The organism is Nocardiopsis trehalosi NBRC 14201 (assembly GCF_001552555.1).
GTDB classification, from domain to species: Bacteria; Actinomycetota; Actinomycetes; order Streptosporangiales; family Streptosporangiaceae; genus Nocardiopsis_B; species Nocardiopsis_B trehalosi.
In genome coordinates this window covers 1-24498 of the sequence record NZ_BCRK01000087.1, presented here as the reverse complement: position 1 = coordinate 24498, position 24498 = coordinate 1, and the positions used below count along the sequence as shown (strand labels likewise).

Genomic DNA, 24498 nt, shown 5'->3' with positions numbered 1-24498 from the left:
CCACGGTGTGCCCGCCGGGGGAGCGGCCGAGGTAGACGACGCCCATCCCGCCGCCGCCCAAGCGGGCGCGGACGGCGAACGGGCCGATGCGTTCGGGGTCTCCGGGGCGCAGGGGGGAGGCCATGGCGCGTACCCTAGCCCGACCGCCCGACCGCCCGACCGCCCGACCGCCCGACCGCCCGACCGCCCGACCGCCCGACCGCCCGCGCCCAACGCCGCCCGCCGCGCGTCGACGGCGCCCCCGCGCCGGGCCGGCCGACGGGTCAGCCGGCCGGCCGGACCGGGGCGCTGCTGCGCCCGCTGCCCCGGCCGGACAGCTCGGCGTCGAGCGTCTCCTGCGCGACGCGCATGCCCTCGGCGTAGCGGGGCTCCTGGAGCCGCCGCCACATCTCCTCCTCGGCGACGTCCTCGACGTGGCAGGTCACCCACCAGATGTTGCCGAACGGGTCGCGCACGCGGGCGCCCCGCTGCCCGAACGCGTTGTCGTCCAGGGGCGTGACCACCTCGGCGCCCGCCGCGACGGCCCGTGCGACCGCCGCGTCCGCGTCGGGCACGAACACGCGCAGCAGGCTCGGCATGCGCGGCCACTCCGGCCGCCGGTCGAACGCCAGCACGACGGTGTCGCCGACGCGGACCTCCCCGTGGCCGATCCCGCCGTCCTCGGTCGGCACCCGCCCGAGCTCCACCCCCTCGAACACCTCGGTGACGAAGTCGAGGAACGCCCCCGTGTCGTCGGTGACGACCCAGGGGGCGACGGAGGTGTAGCCCTCGGGGGCGGGGCTGGTCTGCTGCGACATCGGGGTCCTTTCGCCGGTGCGGCTTGACGGGCCCGACGATAGGACCGAATCAGGTCCAGTCCCGTCCTCCATGCCACCGGGGCCGCCCCCCTTCCGCCCCGTTCCGCCGCGCCCCGTCCGGGCCCGCTCCGGTCGGCGCGCGGCGGGCCGGAGGGGCACCGGCGCCCCGGAGGCGACCGGGCCACCCGGTGGCGGGGACCGGCGCGCCGCCTCCGCGCCTGATACGTCCCCGTTCGGGGGGATCGGTGGGCGGGGCCGGGTCACCGGTCGGCAACGGTCCGCGCAAGCCCCACCCGCGGCGCCCCCGGCGACGTATCGTCGCGGCACCGCGCGGAGCGGAGCCGACGCCTCTCCGTCACCGCACGGTCGACGGCACGCCACGAACGGCGACCATACTGGCCGCGCTCTTCCGCGCCCGACCCAGGAGACCTCCACCATGGCCGTGACCTCACCCGCGCCCGGCGGCCGCGCCCGGGCGCACGCCCCCCGGGACACCGCCGACCCCGCTCCGGACCGCCCGCTGCGGGTGCTCATCGGCACCGACACCTACCCCCCGGACGTCAACGGCGCGTCCTACTTCACGGCCCGCCTCGTCCACGGCCTCGCCGGGCGCGGCGCCGACGTGCACGTCCTGTGCCCCTCCACCGCCGGCCGCCCCTACATCGACCGCGACGGCGACGTGGTGGAGCACCGCCTGCGGTCGATGCCGTCCCTGGTGCACGACACGGTCCGGCTCGCCCTCCCGCCCGGCGCCGCCGGCCACGCCGACCGCCTCCTCGCCCGGCTGCGGCCCGACGTCGTCCACGTGCAGAACCACTTCCTCATCGGCCGCGTGCTCATCGGCGCGGCCCGCCGGCGCGGCATCCCGGTGGTCGCCACCAACCACTTCATGCCGGAGAACCTCTTCACCTACCTGCACGTGCCGCCGGCGCTGCGCCCCGCCGTGGGGCGCGCGGCCTGGCGCGACTTCGTGCGCGTCCTCTCCGGGGTCGACCACATCACCACGCCCACCGCCACGGCCGCGCGCCTCCTCACCGACCAGGGGTTCCCCCGGCCGGTCGAGGCGGTCTCCTGCGGTATCGACCTCGACCGGTTCCGCCCGCCCGCCGACGGCGAGCGGGCCGCCGCCCGCGCCCGGTACGGGCTGCCCGCCGACGTCCCCGTGATCACCTTCGTCGGCCGCCTCGACGAGGAGAAGCGCATCGAGGACCTGATCGACGCCCTGCCGCACCTCGACTCCGACGCGCTGCTCGTGCTGGCCGGGTCCGGCTCGCGCCGCCGCGACCTGGAGGAGCGGGCCGCCCGCACCGGGGTGGCCGACCGGGTCCGGTTCATCGGCGTCGTGGACGTGCCCGACGTGCCCGAGGTGTACCGGGCCGCCGACGTGTTCGCCATCGCGGGCACCGCCGAGCTGCAGAGCATCGCCACCCTGGAGGCCATGGCCAGCGGGCTCCCCGTCGTCGCGGCCGACGCCATGGCGCTGCCGCACCTGGTGCACCCGGGCCGCAACGGCTACCTGTACCCGCCCGGCGACAGCGGCGACCTCGCCAAGTACCTCAACGCCATCATCGGCTCCGCCGACGAACGGGCCCGCATGGGCGAGGCCGGGCGCGACATCGCCACCCGGCACGACGAGCGCCACTCCCTCGACCGCTTCGAGGCGATCTACCGCGACGTCGCCCGCTCCCAGGGCCGCGCGACCACCTGACCCGGACGGCCGGGGCGGCGGGTGCGCGCCGCCCCGGCCCCACCGGCACGGCGGCCCGCCCCCTTCGGCCCTACCGGGACACCGGGCGGGCGACGGGGCGCACCGCCCGGTTCGCCGGCGCCACGGGGGGCACCCGGTTCGGAGCGCCCGACGACTTCGCCAGCAGCGCCACCCCGACCGCCCCCACCACGGCCGCGGTCGCCGCGATCGTCGCGCTCACCGGGTCGGCGGGCACCCGCTCGCCGAAGAACACCACGCCGATCACCGTCGCCGCGATCGGGTCGCTGATCAGCAGCGTCGCGTAGGCCAGCGCGAAGTGGTCGGTGCGGTAGGAGTTCTGCACGATCAGCGCCCCGCACAGGCCGATGGCCAGCGCCACCAGCGTCAGCGGGCGCAGCAGGTGCATCGGGTCCTCCAGCGCGCCCACCCCGATCACCCGGGCGAACGCCGAGGTCACCCCGTAGGCGACCCCGCCCGCCGTGGCCAGCGTCCACGCCCGGGTGGCGTCGCCCACCAGCCGGGCCACGAGGACGCAGAGCAGCATCACCCCGGCGCAGGCCAGCGGCATCAGCACCATCTCGGTCCGCGACAGGTGCGGCGTGCCCGCGTGCACGGGCAGGGTGCCGAGCAGCCCGGCGAGCGCCGCCATCACCGCCAGCGACCCCACGACCTGCCCGCCGGTCAGCCGGCGCCGGTGGAAGAACGCCGACAGCATCACCGCGAACAGCAGCCCGCTGATCCCGATGGGCTGGATGATGATGAGCGGCGCGTGGCCCAGCGCCCACATGTGCGCGGCCACCCCGAACCCGGTCAGGAACGTCCCGGCGAGCCAGCGCCGGCTCCGGCAGAGATGGCGGAGCAGCCGCGCCTGGCTGATGCCGGTGGCGGGGGCGCGCATCGCGGCGCGCTCCTGGAACGCCGCGCCGGCCGCGACGGCCAGCGCGCCCACGACGGCCACGGCGACGGACCACGTCATCTACGGCTCCGCTCTCTTCCACGAACGATCCCGGCCCGCGCGGCGGCGAGGCGGTGCACCGGAACAGTAATGCACGCGCCGCACCCGACCGTCCGCCGCGTCCCCGGCCCCCGCCCCCGCGGGCCCCTCCCGCACAAGGACCTGACCAGGGCATCCTCAAGGGACTGAGATCAAATCGCGATAAACCGTCTCGGAAGCCGCCACCGCGACCACGCCCCCGCACCGCCCCGCCACCCGCAGTGACCGACGGCGGCCCCGCTGCGCCGCCGCGCGGGCGGCGGCGGTCAGGGGGAGGCGGACGGGGGGAGGGGGTGGCCGTAGCGGGCCCGGACGCGGGCGCGGACGTCGGGGTCGTCGCGGGGGACCGGCTCCAGGAAGATCTCCCCGAGGTCGGGGAACTCCGCCGTCAGCTCGCGGTGCAGGCGCACGCACGCGCGCTCCAGGTCGGCGGCCGACAGGGCGTCGTCGAAGTCGAGGCGCGCGCACAGCAGCACCTGGTCGACCCCCACCATCATGGTGAGGAGGTCCGCCACCTCCGTGACCTCCGGGCGGGCGCCGAGCCACGCGTGCACCCGCCGGACCAGGCCGATGTGCGCCTGCTGCCCGATCAGCAGCTCCTCGTTGGTCGCCGCCAGCAGGAACGCCACCCACGCCAGCAGCACGCCGATCAGCACCGACGCCAGCCCGTCCCACACCCCCGACCCGGTGAGCTGGTGCAGGCCCACGCCGCCGGCCGCCAGCAGCAGCCCCGTCAGCGCGGCGCTGTCCTCCAGGAAGACCGTCTTCACCGCGGGGTCGTCGGGGTCGCGCAGGTAGGACAGGAACGACCGCCGCTGGTCGCGGGCCTCCCGCCGCACCTCGCGGTGGGCCTGCGTCCACGACACGCCCTCGATCACGAACGCCAGCGCCAGCACCACGTAGGCCACCCACGGCGCCGTCTGCTCGCTCTCGCCGCGGATCATCGTGCGCGCGCCCTCGTACAGGGAGAACATCGACCCCGACGCGAAGATGGCGACCGACGCGAACAGCGCCCAGAAGTACCGGTCCTTGCCGTACCCGAACGGGTGGCGCCGGTCCGCCGGCCGCCGGGACCGCCGCAGCGCCGTGAGCAGCAGCACCTCGGTCACCGAGTCGCCCACCGAGTGCGCCGCCTCCGACAGCATCGCCACCGATCCGGTGATCAGCCCCGCCGCCAGCTTCAGCAGCCCCACCCCGATGTTGGCCGCCAGCGCCAGCACCACGGTCAGCAGGCTGCCGCCGTCCCCCGCCCGCTTCCCGGCGTCGGCCGCAGCACCGGAACCGTCGTCCACCATGCGTCCCCCCGACCGCCGCGCGTCCGACCATCGTCGCGCAACGGGGCCCCGGCGCCCGGCGGCCTCAGGGGCGTGTCGGCACCCAGAATCCGATGACGGCCCCGCCGCCCTCGCGGTTGCGCGCGAACACCCCGCCGCCGTGCTGCGCCGCGATGTCACTCACCATGGACAGCCCCAGCCCCGACCCGGGCATGGCGCGCGCCGACGTCGCCCGGTAGAACCGCTCGAAGACGTGCCCCACCTCGGCGTCGTCGATGCCGGGCCCCCGGTCGCGCACCTCCACCCGGCCGCCGCGCACCACGATCTCGATGGGCGCGGTTCCCTCCGGGTCGAACTTCGCGGCGTTCTCCACCGGGTTCGACAGGGCCCGCTCCAGCGCCCCCGCCCGGCCCGTCACCACGGAGTCGTCGGCGTCGACCACGACCTCGCGCCCGGTGCGCCGCCGCGCCCGCGCCGCCACCCGCTCGGCGACCTCGCGCAGCACCACCTCGGTGGCGGGCTCGTCCTCGCGGCTGTCGGTGGCCAGCTCCACCAGCTCGTTGACCAGGTCGGTCAGCTCCCGGGTCTCGCCCTGCAGGTCGTCGACCAGCCGCTCCCGCGCCTCCGGCGACAGCCGCTCGAACCGGCGCATCACGCTCACGTTGGTGCGCAGGCTGGTCAGCGGGGTGCGCAGCTCGTGCGACGCGTTCTGCACGAGCCGCCGCTGCTCGTCCTTCGCGCTCGCCAACCGGGCCAGCATCGCGTTGAACGCGTTGCCGAGCCGGCCCACCTCGTCGCCGCCCGCGTCCTCGCTGCCCGGCGCCGGCAGGTCCAGGCGCCCGGTGGAGCTGACGTACTCGGCCGCCTCGGTGAGCCGCACCAGGCGGCCCGTGACCCGGCGCCCGACCAGCCACCCCGCGAGCCCGGCGCCGACCAGCACCGCCGCGCCGACCCCGACCATCTGCAGGGCCAGCGAGTCGAGCATCCGCTCCGTCGGCGACAGGCGCTGCCCGATCTGCACCGCACCCGACCCGCTGCCCAGGGACACCGTCGCGATCCGGTAGTCCTCCCCGTTGGCGCTGTCCTCGCGGGTCTCCACCACCCCCGGGTCGTCGGCGACCGCGACCTCCCGGTCGGCGCCGGTCACCGGCAGCACCTCGATCGGGCGGCGCGCCTGCAACGGGACGTTCACCCCGCCGTCCGGCCGCACCGTCTGGAACGTGAACGAGTCCGAGTGCAGCGCGAACGACACCGTCGCCACCCCGCTGCCGCCGTCGGGCGCCGACCGCAGGTCCGACACCAGCCCGTTCACCGTCGACTCGAACTCCTGACGGCTGTCCGTGCGGATCATGAACGCCGCCGTGTTGTAGGCGAGCGACCCCACCAGCGCGATCACCACCGTCGCCACCAGCGCGAACGACACCGCGAACCGGGTGCCCAACCGCCACTCGGCCGGCGGCGGCAGGACGGGGCGGCGGCGCGCCCCCTCGGGCGGCGCGGTCACCGCCGCCCCTGCGGGCGCACGGTGTAGCCCACCCCGCGCACCGTCTGGATCAGCGGCGGCGCCCCCGCGGGCTCCAGCTTGCGCCGCAGGTAGCTGATGTACACGGCCAGGTTCTTGGACTCCGGGCCGAAGTCGTACCCCCAGATGCGGTCGTAGATGGTGGCGTGGTCGAGCACGATCCCCGCGTTGCGGACCAGCAGCTCCAGCAGGTCGAACTCGGTCTTCGACAGTTCGACCTCGCGGTCGCCCCGCCACACCCGCCGCGCCCCCGGGTCCAGCCGCAGGTCGTCGACCTGGAGCACCGGCGCCGGGCCGCCCTCGGGCGCGGGCGCGGCCCGGCGCAGCAGCGCCCGCAGCCGGGCCAGCAGCTCGTCCAGCTCGAACGGCTTCGGCAGGTAGTCGTCGGCGCCCGCGTCCAGCCCCGCCACCCGGTCGGGGGTCTCCACGCGCGCCGTCAGCATCATGATCGGCGTGCGGTCGCCCTCGGCGCGCAGCACCCGGCACACGCCGAGCCCGTCGACGCCCGGCATCATCACGTCGAGTACCAGCAGGTCGACCGGGTCGGCGTGCACGGCGGCGATGGCCTGTACGCCGTCGGCGACGGTCCGCACCTCGTAGCCCTCCAGCTCCAGGGCGCGTTCGAGGGAGTCGCGGATGGCGCGGTCGTCGTCGGCGACGAGCACACGGGCGGGTGTGGTCATGCCGTTCATCCTGGCCCAGGAGGGTTAGCCGCCGGTAAGAGCCGCACCGGACCCGGGTGGGCGTCCGGGCCGCGCGCCGGCGCGGGCGGTCACAGGTCGCGCGCCCACGTCTGGCCGACCAGGTCGCGGCCGAACATCCGCGCGGGCTCCTCGGAGCGCAGCGCGAACCCGGCCCGCTGGTAGACGCGCCGCGCGGGGGCCAGCACCGAGACCGTCCACAGCACCATCCGCCGGTAGCCGCGGTCGCGCGCGTAGTCCAGGCAGGTGTCGACCAGCAGGGTGCCGACCCCGTGGCCGCGGGCGCCCGGTTCGACGTGCAGCAGCCGCAGCCGGGCGGTCTCGGCGTCGTCGCGCATGCAGAACACGGCGCCGGCCCGCCGCCCGTCGACCTCGGCGATCCACGCGTCCTCGGTGGCGGGGTCGCGGGTGCGGGCGTAGTCGGCGGCGACGCCCGCCACCAGGGCCTCGTAGTCGGCGTCGAAGCCGTGCTCTGCGGCGTAGAGGGCGCCGTTGCGCCCGATCACCCAGCCGAGGTCGCCGGGGAGCAGGCCGCGGAGCACCGGGGCGGAGGCGGGGGCGGGGACGGTCGCGCCGGCGGGGGCCGCCGGGGGGTCGAGGAGCCGGCGGACCTCGGCCAGGGCGGCGGTCAGCCGCCGCCGGCCGTCGGGGCCGAGGTGGCCGATGAGGCCGCGGACCTGGGTGGTGGACCGCTCGTCGAGGTCGCGCGCCGCCGCGCGGCCCGCCGCCGTGGGCAGCACCACCTGGCGGCGGCCGTCGTCGGGGGAGGGGGCGCGGGTGAGCAGGCCGTTGGCCTCCATGCGGGTGAGCACCCGGCTGAGCTGGCCGGCGTCCATGTCCAGGGCGCGGCGCAGGTCGATCGCCTCGGTGCGGTCGCGGTGCGCCAGCTCGTAGAGGATGCGGCTCTCGGTCAGCGACCAGGGCGAGTCGAGCAGCCCCGGCCGCAGCACCCCCACCGACCGGGTGAAGAACCGGTTGAACGCCCGGACCGCCGCGACGTCCTCGTCGGGCACGCGCGGCACCGCCGTCTCGGTCATGGCGCCACCTCCTATTTCATTGACTGTGTCAAACAAAATAGCGGACGCGGGCCCGCGCGGAAACCCGCGGCGGCCCGCCGGGCCCGGCTAGCGCGGATCGGAGCGCTGCAGCCCCGCCGCACGGCCCTTCTCGGCGATGACGAGCGCCATCTTGCGCGACGCCTCGTCCAGCATCTCCGCGCCGAGCATCACCGCACCGCGCCGCTCCACCTCGGTGGCGTGCGCGTACGCCTCCAGGATGCGCTCGGCGTGGTCGTAGTCGTCCTGGTCGGGGGCGTACACCTCGTTGGCGGCGTCCACCTGGAGCGGGTGCAGCACCCACTTGCCGTCGAACCCCAGGGCGGCGCTGCGCCGGGCGGCCCGGCGGAACGCGTCGACGTCGTGCACCGCCAGGTAGGGGCCGTCGATCGCCTGGAGGCCGTTGGCGCGCGCCGCCATGAGGATGCGCATCAGCACGTAGTGGTAGGCGTCGCCGACGTCGTAGCCCGCCGGCTGCTCGCCCACCACCAGCGACCGCATGTTGACCGACGCCATGAAGTCGGCGGGCCCGAACACCAGCGACTCCAGGCGGGGCGACGCGGCGGCGATCTCGTCCACCCGGGACACCCCGCGCGCGTCCTCGATCTGCGCCTCGATGCCGATGCGGCCCGGCTCCAGACCGGTGGCGCGCTCGATCTGGGTGAGCAGCAGGTCGAGCCAGCGGACCTGGTCGGGGCCGGTCACCTTGGGCAGCACCAGGCAGTCGAGCGCGGCGCCGGCGCCCTCCACCACGGCGACCACGTCGCGGTAGGTCCACGGCGTGTCGAGCGCGTTGACGCGGACCGTGCGCAGCCGCCCGTCCCAGCCGCCCTCGTTGAGCGCGTCGACCACCGCGACCCGCGCGGCGTCCTTCTCGGCGGGGGCGACCGCGTCCTCCAGATCGAGGAAGAACGCGTCGACCGGCAGGCCGCGCGCCTTGGCGATGAACCGGGGGCTCGACCCCGGCACCGCGAGAACCGACCGGCGCGACCGCGACGCCACCATGGCGGGGACCCCCTGTGCTCGTGCTGCCCGTTGTGACCGACGCCGCCATACTCGCAAACGCCCGCCGGCACGGGCCCGGGAGGTGCGGGAACGGGCGCGGCGCGGCGGCGCGCCCCGACCCGGCGGCGAACCGCGCATAAAGTACATTGCGGCGGCACGCGGACGAAGGGGGACACGGGTGTCCGAGCAGCACACCGAGGTCCGGGAATTCCCGGCCAGCGCCCACTGGGGCACCTACCGGGTCCTCGTGGCCGACGACACCGTTGTCGGGGTCCGCCCCGACCCCGACGACCCCGCCCCCGCCCCGCTGATCGCCAACACCCCCGGAGCGCAGAACTCGGCCGCCCGCGTCGACCGCCCCGCCGTGCGCCGCCGCTGGCTCGACAACGGACCCGGCCCCGACGACCGGCGCGGCGCCCCCGGCGACGAGTACGTCGCCGTCGACTGGGACACCCTCCTCGACCTGCTCGCCGCCGAGTTCGACCGCGTCCGCCGCGACCACGGCAACCAGGCGATCTACGCCGGCTCCTACGGGTGGGCCAGCGCCGGCCGGTTCCACCACGCGCAGAGCCAGCTCCGCCGGTTCCTCAACGCCATCGGCGGCTACACCGCCTCCCGCACCACCTACAGCCACGGCGCCGCCGAAGTGCTGTTCCCGCACGTCGTCGGCCCCCGGGGCGCGCACGCCCTGCTGGACGCGCCCCCCACCTGGGAGGCGGTCGCCGAGCACACCGACCTGCTGGTGTCCTTCGGCGGCCTGCGCGTGTCCAACACCTGGATCGCGTCGGGCGGACGCGCCGCGCACACCGCCGAACCGGGCATGCGCGCGGCGGCGGGGCGGGGCCTGCGCACGGTCTCCATCAGCCCGCTGCGCGACGACACCACCGCCGCGATGGGCGCCGAGTGGCTGCCCGCCGCCCCCGGCACCGACACCGCCCTCATGCTCGCCCTCATCCACGTCCTGTTCGACGAGGGCCTGGCCGACCGCGGGTTCCTCGACCGCTACACCGTCGGCGCCGACGTGCTGCACCGCTACGTCACCGGCGGCGCGGACGGCACCCCGAAGACCCCGGCGTGGGCGGCCGCGATCTGCGGCCTGCCCGAGGACACCATCCGCGGCCTGGCCCGCCGCATGGCCGCCGGCCGCACCCTGGTCAACGTCGGCTGGTCGGTGCAGCGGGCCCGCTACGGGGAGCAGCCGCTGTGGGCGGGCATCGCGCTGGCGGCCTGCCTCGGGCAGATCGGGCTGCCCGGCGGCGGGTTCGCGTCGGGGTACGGGTCGATGGGCAACTACGGCGGCGGGTCGACCCCGCTGCCGCTGCCCAAGCTGCCGCGCGGCGCCAACCCGGTCACCGGGTTCATCCCCGTCACCCGGGTCGCCGACATGCTCCTGCACCCCGGGGCCGCCTACGACTTCGACGGCGAGCGCCGCACCTACCCCGACATCCGCATGGTCGTGTGGGCCGGCGGCAACCCCTTCCACCACCACCAGGACCTCGCCCGGCTCACCCGCGCCTTCGGCCGCCCGGACACGGTCGTGGTCGCCGAGACCCACTGGACGGCCACGGCCCGCCACGCCGACATCGTCCTGCCCGCCACCACCAGCCTGGAGCGCGACGACTTCGCCGTCAGCCAGGGCGACCTGCGGCTGCGCGCGATGCCCCGCGCGGTGCCGCCGCGCGGCGAGGCCCGCGACGAGTACGACACCTACGCGGCGCTGGCCGAGCGCCTGGGCGCGCGCGAGGCGTTCACCGAGGGGCGCACCTCCGCCGAGTGGCTGCGCCACCTCTACGAGTCGTGGCGGGCCACCCAGCCGGGCGACCTGCCCGGGTTCGACGGCTTCTGGGCGGCGGGCGGCGTCGACCTGCCCGCCCGCTCCGCCGACGAGGCCCTGTTCGGCGACTTCCGCGCCGACCCCGACGCGCACCCGCTGGACACCCCCAGCGGGCGCGTCGAGCTGTACTCCGCGACGGTCGCCGGGTTCGGCTACCCCGACTGCCCGGGCCACCCGGTGTGGCTGCCGGGGGAGGAGCGGCCGGGGTCGGAGCGGTCCCGGACCTGGCCGCTGCTGCTCGTCGCCAACCAGCCCTCCGGCCGGCTGCACAGCCAGCAGGACATGGGCGCGCACAGCAGGTCGGAGAAGGTCGCCGGACGCGCCCCGCTGCGCATGCACCCCGGCGACGCCGCGGCGCGCGGGCTCGCCGACGGCGACCTGGTGCGGGTGGCCAACGACCGCGGCAGCCTGCTCGCGGGGGTGCGGATCAGCGGGGAGCTCCGGCCCGGGGTGGTCCAGCTGTCGACGGGCGCCTGGTACGACCCGTCGGCGGCCGACGTGACCTGCGCGCACGGCAACCCGAACGTGCTGACGGCCGACGTGGGCACATCGTCGCTGGCGCAGGGGTGCACGGGCCAGCTGGTCCTGGTGGAGGTGGAGCGCTACCAGGGCACCCCGCCCCCGGTGCGCGCGTTCGACCCGCCCCTGCCGCCCGCCGGCGCGTAGGGCCCGGCGCCCGCCCGCCGCATAGGACCCGGCGCCCGGCCGCCGCCGGGCACGGCGGCGCGCCCCGGACCGGTGAACGGCGGGGTGGGCCGCGGCGCCGGGGGGACCCCTATTCCAAGTCAAGCCGATCGCGGGGGGCCGGGGCCAGGCGGATGCGCCGCCTGTGGACGGCCGCCGCTCCGCCGGCCGGCCCGCCACCGCCCCCACCTCGCCCGGTCGAGACCCGGGTCACTGGTACGTCCGGGTTCCTCCCCGACAGGAAGATAGGTTAGCCTCTACTAAGTCGGCGACCCAGAGGTGACCGGAGGACCAACGTGTGCCTGCGATTTCGGCGCGCCCCCGGGGCGCGACCGGGGCGACCGCGGTGAGTCTGGAGCGGCCCGCCGCCGCCACCGGGGTCCTCGACGGCACCGAGGACACCGCCGTCGCCGCCGACCTGCTCCGCGAGCGCACCCGGGCCCGCGCCCGCACCCACGCGGTGCGCGCCGCCGGCCTGGCCGCCGCCCTCGGCGTGCTCCTGCTCTGCGTGATGCTGAGCATCGCCGTCGGCGCCAAGCCCATCCCCCTGGCCACGGTCTGGGACGCCCTGTGGAGCAACGACGGCTCCTACGACCACAGCGTGGTCTACGAGCTGCGCCTGCCCCGCACCGTCCTCGGCATCTTCGTCGGCGCCGCCCTCGGCCTGGCCGGCGCGCTCATGCAAGGGCTCACCCGCAACCCCCTCGCCGAACCCGGCATCCTCGGCATCAACTCCGGCGCGTCGGCCGCCGTCGTCGTCTCCCTCTTCGCCTTCGGCGTGACGAGCGCGAGCGGCCACATGTGGTTCGCGTTCGCCGGGGCCGGGATCACCGCCGTCCTGGTGTACGCGCTCGGCTCGCGCGGCCGGACCGGCGCCACCCCGGTGCGGCTGGCACTGGCGGGCACCGCCGTCGCCGCCGTCCTCCAGGGCATCATCTACGCCATCTTCGCGCTGGACGACTTCGTGTTCGACCGGGTGCGCTTCTGGCTGGTGGGCTCGCTGGTCGGCCGCGGCCTGGAGACGTTCGTGCAGGTGTGGCCGTTCCTCACCGTCGGCATCGTGCTGGCGCTGTGCCTCGGCCCCGCGCTGAACACCATCGCCCTCGGCGAGGACCTCGCCGCCGCTCTGGGCGCCCGCATCAACCGCACGCGGCTGCTGGCCGCGGTGGCGATCGTGCTGCTGTGCGGCGGCGCCACGGCCTCGGCCGGCCCGATCTGGTTCGTCGGCCTGACCGTCCCGCACGTCGCCCGCGCCCTGGTCGGCCCCGACCACCGCTGGCTGCTGCCCTACTCCGCGGTCCTCGCCGCGATCCTGCTCACCGGCGCCGACACCGTCGGCCGGATCGTGCTGCCCAACGGCGAACTGGAGGTCGGCATCATCACCGCACTCGTGGGCGCCCCCGTGTTCATCGCGCTGGTCCGCCGCCGCAAGATGGCGGCGCTGTGACCGCCACCCTCCCGCGCCCCGACGCGCGGACCCCCGCCCCGCCCGCCCGGCCGCGCGTGCTGCGCGCCGCCGGGGGCCGCGTCTCCTTCGTGCTGCGCCCGCGCGTGGCCGCCGTCTACGGCGCCCTGCTCGCCGCCACCGTCGCCCTGTTCGCCGTGTCGCTCATGGTCGGCGACTACGAGATCCCGCTGCCGCGCGTGCTCCTGGCCCTGATCGGCCAGGGGGAGCGCCTGGACCTGTTCTTCGTCCAGGGCGTCCGGCTGCCGCGCGCCTGGACCGCGGTGCTGGTGGGCGTCGGACTGGGCGTGGCGGGCGCCGTGTTCCAGAGCCTGTCGCGCAACCCCCTGGGCAGCCCCGACATCATCGGGTTCACCGGTGGCGCCGCCACCGGCGCGGTCGCCACCATCCTGGTGCTCGGCGGCAGCATGCTCCAGGTGTCGCTCGGGGCGGTGGCCGGCGGGGTCTTCACCGCCGTGCTGGTCTACCTGCTCGCGTTCAAGAAGGGCGTCCAGGGCTACCGGCTGATCCTCGTCGGCATCGGCGTCAACGCCATGCTGCTTTCGGTCCGCGACTACCTCATCACCCGCGCCGACCTCACCGACGCCATGACCGCCCAGATCTGGATGATCGGCAGCCTCAACGGCCGCGGCTGGGGCGAGGTCATCGCCGTCGCCATCGGCGTCGGCGTGCTCGTCCCCTTCCTCCTGGCGCTGGGCCCCCGGCTCCGGCTGATGGAGATGGGCGACCAGACCGCGTACGCGCTCGGCGTCCCGGTCCAGGGCACCCAGGCGGCGGCGCTGCTCGCGGCGAGCGCGCTGACCGGTGTCGCCATCGCGGTGTCCGGCCCGATCGGGTTCGTCGCCCTGGCGGCGCCCCAGCTCGCCCGGCGGCTGGCACGCACCAGCGGCACGGCCCTGTTCGGCGCCGGCCTCATGGGCGCGCTGCTGCTCATCGCCGCCGACCTGGCGGCCCAGCGGCTGGTCGCCCCCGCGCAGCTGCCGGTGGGCGCGGTGACCGCCGTGATCGGCGGCGGCTACCTGGTGTGGCTGCTCTACCGTGAATGGCGCACCGGACGTGCCTGACACCCCGACCCACGCGGACGGGCCGGCGCGCGCCGCCGCACCCCGCCCGCCCGTGCGACGAGAGAAGATCCCGCTGTGAACAGCCCCGCGAGCGAGCAGACCCCCGGGCCGTCCCGGCTGTGGGGGGAGAACCTGACCCTGGCCTACGACCAGCGCGTCGTCTCCCAGGACCTCGGCGTGAGCATCCCCGACAACTCCTTCACGGTCATCGTCGGGCCGAACGCGTGCGGCAAGTCCACGCTGCTGCGCGCCCTGTCGCGGATGCTCAAGCCGTCGACCGGCGCGGTGCACCTCGACGGCCGGCTCATCGGCTCCTACCCCTCCAAGGAGGTGGCGCGGCGCCTGGGCCTGCTCCCGCAGTCCTCGATCGCGCCCGACGGCATCACCGTCGCCGACCTGGTGGCCCGCGGCCGCTACCCGCACCAGAAGTTCCTCAAGCAGTGGTCGCGCGCCGACGAGCGCAAGATCAACGAGGCCATGGACGCCACCGGGGTGACCGACCTGGCCGGGCGCATGGTCGACGAGCTGTCCGGCGGCCAGCGGCAGCGCGTGTGGCTGGCGATGGTCCTCGCCCAGGAGACCCCGCTGCTGCTGCTGGACGAACCGACCACCTTCCTCGACATCGCCCACCAGATGGACGTGCTCGACCTGTGCGCGGAGCTGCACCACGAGCGCTCCTACACGCTGGTCGCGGTGCTGCACGACCTCAACCACGCGTGCCGCTACGCCACCCACCTCATCGCGATGAAGGACGGCCAGGTCGTCGCCGAGGGCGACCCCTCCGAGATCGTCACCGAGGAGCTGGTGGAGCGGGTGTTCGGCCTGCCGGTGCGGGTGATCCCCGACCCCGCGACCGGCACCCCGCTCGTGGTCCCCGCCGACCGCCGGGGCCGCATCGCCCGCCGCGCCGCCGACGGCGACACGGAGCGCCGCTCCGCCTGACCCCGGGACGCGGCACCCGCCCGGGGCCCTGCCCCGGGTACGCCCGCCCCCGGCTCCGGTCCCGGCGACCGCCGGGGCCCGCATCGCCCGCCGTGCCGGCGACGGCCACGTGGAGCGCCGCTCCGCCTGACCCCTTGGGCCGCGGTGCCCGCCCCCGGCTGCGGTCCCGCCGGCTGCCAGGGGCCGGGCCGCCGCCCGCCGCGCGGTGCACGGTGGCGGAGCGCGGCACCGCTGCGGCACCGCTATCCTGGGCCACGGCCACGCGGCCCGCGTACGCCGCCCGCCCTTCGGGGCCGGGCCCGGCGGTTCCGCGCCCGCCCGCGCCGCCCGCCCGTCCGCGACGGGCCGCCCGCCGCCGCCCGATCGGCGCGGCCTCTCCCGGTGCCGCCCGGCGCACCTTTCCCCCCGTTACCGCCCGCGCGTCCCGACGGACCCGCCCGCGCGCCTCCGGCCGACGTCCGGCCGCCCCTCCCACCGCCGTGCAGCGACCGCGCCGGCCCGCCCGCAACGGGCGCGACCGGCCCGTCCACCGCGCCCGCGTCGCGGGCCCGAACGAAAGGCGGCGGCCCATGACGGCCTCCACTGACCGCTTCACCGTCCTCACCGGCGGCCCGGGATCGGGCAAGACCACCCTCATCGACCGGCTGCGCGCCGCCGGACACGGCACCACCGAGGAGGCCGGGCGCGCCATCATCCGCGACCAGACCGCCATCGGCGGCCCCGCGCTGCCGTGGCGGGACCCCGCCCTGTTCGCCGAGGCCATGCTCTGCCGGGAGATGCACACCCACCGCACCGCGCCCACCGAGGGGCGGGTGTTCTTCGACCGGGGCGTGGTCGACGTCGCGGGCTACCTCCGCCTGGAGGGGCTGGCCGTGCCCGCGCACGTCGACGCGGCCGCCCGCGTGTTCCGCTACCACCCCCGGGTGTTCGCCGCCCCGCCGTGGCCGGAGATCTACGTGCGCGACGGGGAGCGCTGGCAGTCGGCGGAGACCGCCGAGCGCACCTACGAGGCGGTCACCGCCGCCTACCGGCACTACGGCTACGACCTGGTCGAGCTGCCGCGCGCCTCCGTCGCGGAGCGGCTGCGCTTCATCGCCGAGCGGGTCCCCGGCCGCTGACCGCCGCTCCGCGTGTGACGCCCGGCCGTCGACCCGGTGGACCGCCGGCCCGTCGCCGAGCGGCCCCCCGGCCGGTGACCACCCCGGCGCGGTGTTCCGGTCCGACCGTTACGTGGACGACGGCGGACCGGAACACCGGCCGGCGCGGTATCCTCTCCGCGCCGTCGCGTTCCGAAGGAGGAGAAGAATGATCGTCTGGCGTGGCGCGGGCATCCTCGTGCTGCTCATCGCGGCCGTGCTCGCGGGCCCCGGCACCCTGGTCGCGGAGGTCGCGCTCGGCCCGGACCTGATGCGGTTCGGCACCGCGGGCGGACTCGCGGTCGCCGGGGTCGTCGTGTTCCTCCTGGGCCAGCGCCTCAACGCCCCCCGCGCCGCCTACCACCCCGCCACCGGGCAGCCGGTGGTCTCCCGCGACCGGCACACCTTCTTCTTCGTGCCGATGCAGTACTGGGGCTTCATCCTGCTGGCCGTCAGCCTCGCCACGACCGTCGCCACCCTGCTCGACACCCTCTGAGCGCCGGGCCGCCCCGCGCCGGCCCCGAAGCCGCAGCGGGGCGGCCGGCCCCACCCGCCGGGCCGGCGGCCCCGCCTCAGCTCCGCTCGTCGGTGTCGCGCGACGCGGCCAGGGCCCGCGCCACGCCCGCCACGCCCAGCCCGATCGCCAGCACGGGCAGCACCCACACCGCGTCGAACCCCCAGTCGGTGGTGCCGCTCACCACGAACGCGGCCCCCAGGAGCACGAACAGCAGCCCGGCGACCAGCGACCCCCAGTCGGTCTCATGCCGTGACACGCCGCACCTCCATATCAGCTCCGTAGGACCGCAGGTCCACCACCAGCGTCACCGGGTCGTCCCCGGCCGCGCCCGTCCGCTCCTCCCCGGCGCGGCCGCCCGCGCCCTCGCCCGGCTCCGGCTCCAGGGTCCGCCGCACGTCCAGCCGGGTGCCCGCGCGCACCGCGTCGTCGATCGTGATCTCCCCGATCGACGCCCGCCCGCGCACCACCACCCGCGCCGTGGCCGGCACCAGCACCTCGATCGTGCCGAACCGCACGTCGGCCGACACGTTCACCCGCTGCCCCGGCTCGGCGGCCAGGCCCGTCAGGTCCAGCTCGGCGGCGCCCCCGGTCAGCGTGTAGGGCCGCTCGGCCTCCGCGACCGTCGCCGGCCGCCACTCCTCCACCGCGAACCGCATGCCCGGCACGTCCAGCGACACCGTCGCCACCAGCACCAGCGTCACCACCGCCCCGGCCGCGATCAGCCCGCGCGGATCACCCACCCACGTGCCCAGCACGAGGGCCGCCCCGATGACCACCACGACGCTCCCCAGGTAGACCGGACCGATGGCGTCCCCCAGCAGGCCCGCCGGCGACGACGGTTCGCCCACGGCCAGGGCGATGCCGGTGATGGCCAGGAACGCCCAGGTCGCCACCGCGAACAGCCGGATGCCCCGGCGGCGGCGGCGCTCCGCGCGCCGGGCCCGGCGCCGCGCGGCGCCCGCGCCCAGCGGGTCGGCCACGGCCTGACCGCCCACACCGCCCAGGAGGCGGTGCGGGTCGACGCCCGCGTGGCCGCCGAGGCCCCCGAGCAGCTGGTGCGGATCGAGCAGCGGGTGGCGGCCGCCGCCCGGGGCCTCCTCGTCGTCGTCCGCCCCGGCACCGGGCGGCGCCGCCGCCCGCGCCCGGTCGGCCACCACCTTCAGGTCGATCGGCCCGCTCGGCGCCTGCGCCCACGGCTGCGCCGGGTTGTAGTACGCCGGCCGCGGCTCGGGCGCCGGCGCCGCCGGCGGCGGCTCCTTGGACTTCAGCATCCCCGGCAGGTCGCGGTAGGTGCGCTGCAGGTTCACCCCGCGGTTGTGCGCCACCAGCAGCCCCAGGATCAGCGGGGTGGCCAGGACCAGAGTGCCCCAGCTGAACCCGCCGGCCAGGCTCAGCGCCCCCGCCACGGCCAGCCCCGCCCCCAGCAGGGCCGGGACCGCCCGCTGCGCGATGCGCCGGTTCAGCAGTTGCTCCAGCATCGCCGGGCCGCCCGACGCGTCGCGCATCATCGCCCACGCCGCCACGTACAGCCACACACCGGTGAAGCCCGCCAGAGCGGTCACCGCGAACGCCGCCCGCCACACCACCGGGTCGATCCGCGTATAGGCGCCCAACCCGGCGCACACACCGGTCACCACGCCCCTGTCGTTGAGGCGGGACAGGCCCCGTTCCCGTTCCGCGCCCGCGGACGCCGCTCCGCCCGGCGTCGGCGCCGCGGCCTCCGGCCGCGCCGCGCCGTCCACCGGTCCTCGCCCGTCATCCACGATCGGTCACCTGTCCCACCTCACGCCCTCCATGGTCGTCGGCGCCCGCGCCCCGTCCCATCCGGGACGACCCTGAACGCACCCTGAACCCCCGGTCGGGGGGTCCGGGGGCGCGCCCCTGATGCGGGCGCGCGCCGGCAAGGGGCATTCTGGGGAGCGGACGCGGGAAAAGCGAGGGGACGCGAGCACAGTGACGGACACGGCCGACGACACGCCGCGGCTTCATCGGGCCCGCGGGGGCCGACTCGTGGCCGGGGTGGGGGCCGGGCTGGCCCGCCACCTCGGCATCGACCCCGTGGTCACCCGGCTGGCCCTGCTCGCCCTGGGCATCGGCGGCATCGGCATCGCCGTCTACGTCGTCCTCGTGTTCTTCGTCCCCGTCGAACCCGAGGCCGACCCCGACACCCCCGCCGCGGAGCCCGGCGCCGAGCAGCGGCGCAAGGGCCGCGACATCAGCCAGCTCCTCGCCTACATCGCCCTCGCCGGCGGTCTCGGCGTCCTCTTCCTGGTGTTCGGCGGCGTGTTCGACCCGCTGCTGTGGCTGCTGGTGTTCGGCGCGCTCGGCGCCACCATCCTGTGGCAGCAGGCCAACCCCGCCCAGCGCGACGAGTGGATGTCCACCACCGCCTTCCACAGCCGCACGGGGTGGGCACGCACCGGCGCCGGGGTGCTCCTCGTCGTCATCGGCGTCATCGGCTTCCTGATCTTCCAGCAGCAGCTGCACGAGGCCCGCGCCGGGCTCACCTTCGCCATCGCCATGCTCGCCGGCATCTCGATGATCGTCGCCCCCTGGATCGTCGGCCTGGTCCGCGAGCGCGACCGCGAGCGCCGCGAGCGCATCCGCAACCAGGAGCGCGCCGAACTCGCCGCGCACATCCACGACTCCGTCCTGCACACCCTCACCCTCATCCAGCGCCGCGCCGAGGACCCGCGCGAGGTGCAGCGGCTCGCCCGCGTCCAGGAACGCGCCCTGCGCAGCTGGCTCTACCAGCGACCCGCCGACGCCGAGACCACCGTCACCCCCGCCCTCGAACGCGCCGCCGCCGAGGTCGAGGAGGCCCACGGCGTGCCCATCGACGTCGTGTGCGTCGGCGACTGCCCCATCGACGACACCGTCCACGCCGGGCTGCGCGCCGCACGCGAGGCCATGGTCAACGCCTCCAAGTACGCCGGCACCGACACCATCTCGGTGTACGGCGAGGTCGACGCCGAGGAGGTCCTCATCTTCGTCCGCGACCGCGGCCACGGCTTCGACCTCGACGCCATCCCCGAGGACCGCATGGGCGTCCGCGGCTCGATCATCGGCCGCATGGAGCGCCACGGCGGCAGCGCCCGCATCCGCACCGCCCCCGGCGAGGGCACCGAGGTCCAACTGCGCATGCCCCGCCCCACCGACCCCGCCTGACCCCGCCCCGCGGCCGGACGGGGCCGCGGAGCGGCGCCCCGCCCCCCGGGTGGGTAAGGTCCAAGGTGTGGGAGACGACAACAGCAGCACCTTCGCCGACGGCGCCACCCCGCGCGTCGTCATCGTGGACGACCACCGCCTCTTCCGGAGCGGGGTCCGGGGCGAACTCGGCGACGCCGTCGACGTGATCGGGGAGGCCGGCGACGTCGACGCCGCCGTCCGCGTCATCGCCGAGACCCGGCCCGACCTCGTCCTGCTCGACGTCCACCTGCCCGGCGGCGGCGGGGCCGAGGTGCTCCGCCGCGTCCTGCCCCAGCACCCCGAGATCCGGTTCCTCGCCCTGTCGGTGTCCGACGCGGCCGAGGACGTCATCGGCGTCGTGCGCGGCGGCGCGCGCGGCTACGTCACCAAGACCATCTCCGGGCGCGAACTCGCCGACGCCATCGTCCGCGTCGCCGACGGCGACGCCGTGTTCTCGCCGCGCCTGGCCGGGTTCGTGCTCGACGCGTTCTCCGCCACCGACGCCCCGCCGATGGACCCCGAACTCGACCGGCTCACCCAGCGCGAACGCGAGGTGCTGCGGCTCATCGCCCGCGGCTACGCCTACAAGGAGGTCGCGAAGGAGCTGTTCATCTCGGTGAAGACCGTCGAGACCCACGTGTCGTCGGTGCTGCGCAAGCTCCAGCTCTCCAACCGGCACGAGCTCAGCCGGTGGGCGACCGCCCGCAAACTCGTCTGACCCGGTCTCGTCCGGTCTCGTCCGGTCCGGTCCGGGCGGGGCCGGCCGCGGGGCGGGGCCGCCCGCCGCGCCCGGCCCCGCGGCGCGGCGTCAGCGCAGCGCGTCCATCATCCGGGTGAAGAACGCCTCGGTGTCGACCTCGGTCACCAGGCGCACCGCCGGGCGGTCGTCGTCGGCGGCGTTCGACCGCAGGTCGGCCACCGTCAGGCCGCGCGTGTGGGTGCCGTGCAGCTCCACGCGGACCGGCACCTCCAGCGCCTCGGTGGCCAGCGCGGGGTCGAGCAGCACCGCCGCGGCGAGCGGGTCGTGCATCGCGCACGTCCGCTCCCCGAGCGCCTTGCTGTACCAGCCCACGTAGAAGTCGAGGAACGACGACGTGGTGCACGCGCGGTCGCCCTCCAGCGTCTTCAGCTCGTCCAGCCACGCCGCCGGGGCGGTGGCGCGCATGGTGACGTCGAGCGCGACCAGGGTCAGGTCGAACCCGGCGGCGAACACCACCTCGGCCGCCTCGGGGTCGTTGGCCGTGTTCGCCTCCGCCCACGGGGTCACGTTGCCGGGCACGCGCACCGCGCCGCCCATGACGACGACCCGGCGCACCAGCCGGGGCAGCTCCGGCTCCAGGCCGAGCGCGAGCGCCAGGTTGGTCAGCGGGCCGACCGCCAGCACGTCGACCTCGCCGGGCGCCGACCGGGCCGCGCGCACCAGCGCCTCGGCCGCGGACTCGGTGGTGGGCACGGCGTCCGCCTCGGGCACGTCGATGTCGCCGAGCCCGTTGGCGCCGTGCACCGACTCGGCGAGCGTCGGCGGCTGCACCAGCGGCCGCCCCGCGCCGCGCGACACCGGGACGTCGGGCCGGCCGTAGAGGCGGAGCAGCCGCAGGGCGTTGCCGGTGGTGACGTCGACGCTGTTGTTGCCGAAGACCGTCCCCACGCCGACGAGTTCGACGTCGCTGTGCGCGGTCAGGTACGCGAGCGCGAGCGCGTCATCGATCCCCGGATCGCAGTCGACGAAAATTCGCAACGTATCTCCAAGAATGTCCGTTGTTGGTTGCCGTCCACAGCCTAGGTCCGCCACCACCCGCCCGCGCCGGGCGGGGTCGCGCGCCCCCGCGCCGACGTGCCCGAACGGCGCCCCCGCCGCCCCGCGCCCGGCCCCCCGGGCGGACCCGGCCGAGGCACGGGCGGTCACCCCGCCCCCGTAACCTAGGTGGGGTGTCGTCCTCCCAAGCACCGCTCCTCGAAGGCCTGAACGAGCCCCAGCGCGACGCCGTCACGCACTCCGGCGCCCCGCTGCTCATCGTCGCCGGCGCCGGGTCCGGAAAGACCCGCGTCCTCACGCACCGCATCGCCCACCTGCTGGCCGACCGCGGCGTGCGCCCCGGTGAGATCCTCGCCATCACCTTCACCAACAAGGCCGCGGCCGAGATGAAGGAGCGCATCGAGGGCCTGCTCGGCTCCCGGATCGCCAACGCCATGTGGGTCATGACGTTCCACTCCGCGTGCGTGCGCATCCTCCGCCGCGAGGGCGGCCGGCTCGGGTACCCCAGCAGCTTCACCATCTACGACTCCGCCGACTCCAAGCGGCTGATGCAGCTCGTCTGCAAGGAGATGGACCTCGACCCCAAGCGGTACCCGCCCAAGTCGTTCTCCGCCCAGGTCTCCAACCTCAAGAACGAGCTGGTCGACTACGACACGTTCGGCGAGCAGGCGCAGACCGACCAGGAGAAGCGGCTCGCCGAGGCGTACACGCTGTACCAGCGGCGGCTGCACGAGGCCGGCGCCATGGACTTCGACGACCTCATCATGCTCACGGTCAACCTGCTCCAGATGTTCCCCGACGTCGCCGAGTACTACCGGCGCCGCTTCCGGCACGTCCTCGTCGACGAGTACCAGGACACCAACCATGCCCAGTACCAGCTGGTCCGGCTCCTCGTGGGCGACGGCGACCCCGCCGACCCCGTCCCGCAGCCCGAGCTGTGCGTGGTCGGCGACGCCGACCAGTCGATCTACGCGTTCCGCGGCGCCACCATCCGCAACATCCTGGAGTTCGAGCGCGACTACCCGCAGGCGCGCACCATCCTGCTGGAGCAGAACTACCGCTCCACCCAGAACATCCTCGACGCCGCCAACTCGGTGATCCGCCGCAACCCCGACCGCCCCGACAAGCGGCTCTGGTCCGACCAGGGCGTGGGGCCGTCCATCACCGGCTACGTCGCCGACAACGAGCACGACGAGGCGGCGTTCGTCGTCGGCGAGATCGACCGGCTCACCGACGAGGGCGCCTGCATCCCCGCCGAGGTCGCCGTCTTCTACCGCACCAACGCGCAGTCCCGCGTGTTCGAGGACGTGTTCATCCGGACCGGGCTGCCGTACAAGATCGTCGGCGGCGTGCGCTTCTATGAGCGCAAGGAGATCCGCGACATCCTCGCCTACCTCCGGGTGATCGCCAACCCCGAGGACACCGTCAGCCTGCGCCGCATCCTCAACGTCCCCAAGCGCGGGATCGGCGACCGCGCCGAGGAGAACATCGAGCTGTTCGCCGCCCGCGAGCGCATCTCCTTCTCCCGCGCCCTCCGCCGCGCCGACGAGGCCCCCGGCCTGGCCGCCCGGTCGCTCAAGGCCGTCCGCGAGTTCGTCGCGCTGCTGGAGGAGCTGGAGGAACTGGCGCCCGAGGCCACCCCCTCCGAGATCGTCGAGGCGGTGCTCCAGCGCACCGGGTACCTGTCGGAGCTGGCCAACTCCACCGACCTCCAGGACGAGAGCCGGGTGGAGAACCTGGAGGAGTTCGTCGACGTCGCCCGCGAGTTCGAGAACACGTTCACCGGTCCGCTGTACGTGGACGAGGACCTCGACGCCGACACCGACCAGGACCCGGCCGCCGACGCCGGACCGCCCGCGGCCGACGGCGGCCCGGCCGGCGGCGACGGTCCGGAGGGCGCCGGCGGCCCGGAGGGGACGGAGCCGGAGGCCACCCTGGTCGACTTCCTGGAGCAGATCTCCCTCGTCGCCGACACCGACCAGATCCCCGACGCCGACGACACCGGGGGAGTGGTCACCCTCATGACCCTGCACGCCGCCAAGGGGTTGGAGTTCCCCGTCGTCTTCCTCACCGGCATGGAGGACGGGGTGTTCCCGCACATGCGGACCCTGGGGGAGAAGGCGGAGCTGGAGGAGGAGCGGCGGCTCGCCTACGTCGGCATCACCCGGGCGCAGCAGCGCCTGTACGTGAGCCGGTCGGCCGTGCGCAGCGCGTGGGGCACGCCCTCGTACAACCCGGCGTCGCGGTTCCTGGACGAGATCCCCAAGGAGCTGATCGACTGGCGGCGCTCGGAGTCCGCCGTCGCGCCGTCGCGCCCGAGGTTCGCCACGCAGCCCCGCCGGCCCGCCGTCACGGGGAACGTGCCCACGCTGAGCCCGGGGGACAAGGTCACCCACGACGCGTTCGGCATGGGCACGGTCATCCTGGTCGACGGCGCCGGCGACCGCACCAAGGCGCGGATCGACTTCGGGGCGGACATCGGGGAGAAGGACTTCCTGGTGAAGTTCGCGCCCATCGAGAAGCTCTGACCGGCGCGGTCAGCGCCGGCCCGGGGACCGCGAAGAGCGGTCGCCCGGGCCGGTACCCGGCATCGGATCGCCCCGGGTTCGCGCAACCGGTCACGAGCACTTCGCCGAGCGGGTAGTCTGAGGACACCGAGCGACACGGACGCGGGTTACACCCGCGGCCAGGCCCGGTACCCCACACCGCCGGCGGTCACGAGCACTCGTGACGGACGGTAGGGTGGAACCACTCCGAACGAAACGCCGGAAGTTGACAGGCGGAGCGAACGGAGTAAGATCGAGGGGTTGGCCTCGACCGGTTGCGCAAGCGCCCGGCGGGAGACCCGACACGAA

General features: G+C 75.6%; 20 protein-coding genes. 10 read left to right on the top strand and 10 right to left on the bottom strand.

Annotated features, from left to right (window positions below):
• Positions 1-263: 263 nt before the first annotated feature.
• The gene (locus NT8_RS16260) at positions 264-797 is read right to left on the bottom strand and encodes a VOC family protein (protein WP_067970220.1); all 534 of its coding nucleotides are present in this window, start codon (positions 795-797) and stop codon (positions 264-266) included.
• 436 nt (positions 798-1233) lie between these two features.
• On the opposite strand from NT8_RS16260, the gene NT8_RS16255 reads away from it, so the two are divergent.
• Positions 1234-2505, top strand: a complete 1272-nt coding sequence (locus tag NT8_RS16255) for a glycosyltransferase (RefSeq protein ID WP_067970217.1) — start codon at positions 1234-1236, stop codon at positions 2503-2505.
• Between the two features lie 70 nt (positions 2506-2575).
• On the opposite strand, the gene NT8_RS16250 is transcribed toward NT8_RS16255, so the two are convergent.
• The 6 genes from NT8_RS16250 to NT8_RS16225 form a co-directional block, all read right to left on the bottom strand.
• Positions 2576-3481, bottom strand: coding sequence for a DMT family transporter (locus tag NT8_RS16250; protein WP_067970212.1), 906 nt, complete (start codon positions 3479-3481; stop codon positions 2576-2578).
• A gap of 284 nt (positions 3482-3765) precedes the next feature.
• Entirely contained in the window at positions 3766-4794 is a 1029-nt protein-coding gene (locus NT8_RS16245; protein ID WP_067970209.1) for a cation diffusion facilitator family transporter, read from the bottom strand.
• 64 nt (positions 4795-4858) lie between these two features.
• Positions 4859-6277 (bottom strand): sensor histidine kinase, encoded by a 1419-nt coding sequence (locus NT8_RS16240; protein WP_084468999.1) that lies wholly within the window; start codon positions 6275-6277, stop codon positions 4859-4861.
• Positions 6274-6978 (bottom strand): response regulator transcription factor, encoded by a 705-nt coding sequence (locus NT8_RS16235; RefSeq protein WP_067970206.1) that lies wholly within the window; start codon positions 6976-6978, stop codon positions 6274-6276. The genes NT8_RS16240 and NT8_RS16235 overlap by 4 nt, the downstream gene beginning before the upstream one ends.
• Before the next feature lie 89 nt (positions 6979-7067).
• Positions 7068-8033, bottom strand: coding sequence for a bifunctional helix-turn-helix transcriptional regulator/GNAT family N-acetyltransferase (locus NT8_RS16230; RefSeq protein WP_067970204.1), 966 nt, complete (start codon positions 8031-8033; stop codon positions 7068-7070).
• An 87-nt stretch (positions 8034-8120) separates the two neighbouring features.
• Positions 8121-9056 carry an HpcH/HpaI aldolase/citrate lyase family protein gene (locus NT8_RS16225; RefSeq protein WP_067970201.1) on the bottom strand — a complete coding sequence of 312 codons (936 nt, stop codon included), beginning with the start codon at positions 9054-9056 and terminating at the stop codon, positions 8121-8123.
• Between the two features lie 178 nt (positions 9057-9234).
• Between NT8_RS16225 and NT8_RS16220 the strand changes: the two genes are divergently transcribed.
• The 6 genes from NT8_RS16220 to NT8_RS16195 all read left to right on the top strand — a co-directional run bounded on the left by NT8_RS16220 (position 9235) and on the right by NT8_RS16195 (position 16677).
• The gene (locus NT8_RS16220; protein ID WP_067970198.1) at positions 9235-11556 is read left to right on the top strand and encodes a molybdopterin-dependent oxidoreductase; all 2322 of its coding nucleotides are present in this window, start codon (positions 9235-9237) and stop codon (positions 11554-11556) included.
• Between the two features lie 529 nt (positions 11557-12085).
• Positions 12086-13021, top strand: a complete 936-nt coding sequence (locus tag NT8_RS16215) for a FecCD family ABC transporter permease (protein WP_084469000.1) — start codon at positions 12086-12088, stop codon at positions 13019-13021.
• Positions 13018-14103 carry a FecCD family ABC transporter permease gene (locus tag NT8_RS16210; protein ID WP_084468997.1) on the top strand — a complete coding sequence of 362 codons (1086 nt, stop codon included), beginning with the start codon at positions 13018-13020 and terminating at the stop codon, positions 14101-14103. The genes NT8_RS16215 and NT8_RS16210 overlap by 4 nt, the downstream gene beginning before the upstream one ends.
• 75 nt (positions 14104-14178) lie before the next feature.
• Entirely contained in the window at positions 14179-15045 is an 867-nt protein-coding gene (locus NT8_RS16205) for an ABC transporter ATP-binding protein (RefSeq protein WP_067970196.1), read from the top strand.
• A gap of 569 nt (positions 15046-15614) precedes the next feature.
• Positions 15615-16163, top strand: coding sequence for an AAA family ATPase (locus NT8_RS16200; RefSeq protein ID WP_067970193.1), 549 nt, complete (start codon positions 15615-15617; stop codon positions 16161-16163).
• A gap of 187 nt (positions 16164-16350) precedes the next feature.
• Positions 16351-16677, top strand: coding sequence for a hypothetical protein (locus NT8_RS16195; protein ID WP_067970191.1), 327 nt, complete (start codon positions 16351-16353; stop codon positions 16675-16677).
• 76 nt (positions 16678-16753) lie between these two features.
• Here the strand turns inward: NT8_RS16195 and NT8_RS16190 are convergent, their stop codons facing one another.
• Together NT8_RS16190 and NT8_RS16185 are read right to left on the bottom strand one after the other, a co-directional pair.
• Entirely contained in the window at positions 16754-16954 is a 201-nt protein-coding gene (locus NT8_RS16190; protein WP_067970189.1) for a hypothetical protein, read from the bottom strand.
• Positions 16941-18335 carry a PspC domain-containing protein gene (locus NT8_RS16185; RefSeq protein ID WP_449406616.1) on the bottom strand — a complete coding sequence of 465 codons (1395 nt, stop codon included), beginning with the start codon at positions 18333-18335 and terminating at the stop codon, positions 16941-16943. Before NT8_RS16185 ends, NT8_RS16190 begins: the two co-directional genes overlap by 14 nt.
• Positions 18336-18651: 316 nt before the next feature.
• Between NT8_RS16185 and NT8_RS16180 the strand changes: the two genes are divergently transcribed.
• Together NT8_RS16180 and NT8_RS16175 are read left to right on the top strand one after the other, a co-directional pair.
• Positions 18652-19866, top strand: coding sequence for an ATP-binding protein (locus NT8_RS16180; RefSeq protein WP_067970183.1), 1215 nt, complete (start codon positions 18652-18654; stop codon positions 19864-19866).
• Between the two features lie 67 nt (positions 19867-19933).
• The gene (locus NT8_RS16175; protein ID WP_067970180.1) at positions 19934-20605 is read left to right on the top strand and encodes a response regulator; all 672 of its coding nucleotides are present in this window, start codon (positions 19934-19936) and stop codon (positions 20603-20605) included.
• A 90-nt stretch (positions 20606-20695) separates the two neighbouring features.
• Here NT8_RS16175 and NT8_RS16170 read toward each other — a convergent pair whose 3' ends face one another.
• Positions 20696-21625 carry a nucleoside hydrolase gene (locus NT8_RS16170; protein ID WP_067970177.1) on the bottom strand — a complete coding sequence of 310 codons (930 nt, stop codon included), beginning with the start codon at positions 21623-21625 and terminating at the stop codon, positions 20696-20698.
• 191 nt (positions 21626-21816) lie between these two features.
• Here NT8_RS16170 and NT8_RS16165 point away from each other — a divergent pair, with 191 nt between their 5' ends.
• Complete coding sequence (locus tag NT8_RS16165) at positions 21817-24171, top strand: UvrD-helicase domain-containing protein (RefSeq protein ID WP_067970174.1); 2355 nt, start codon at positions 21817-21819, stop codon at positions 24169-24171.
• Positions 24172-24498 lie beyond the last annotated feature (327 nt).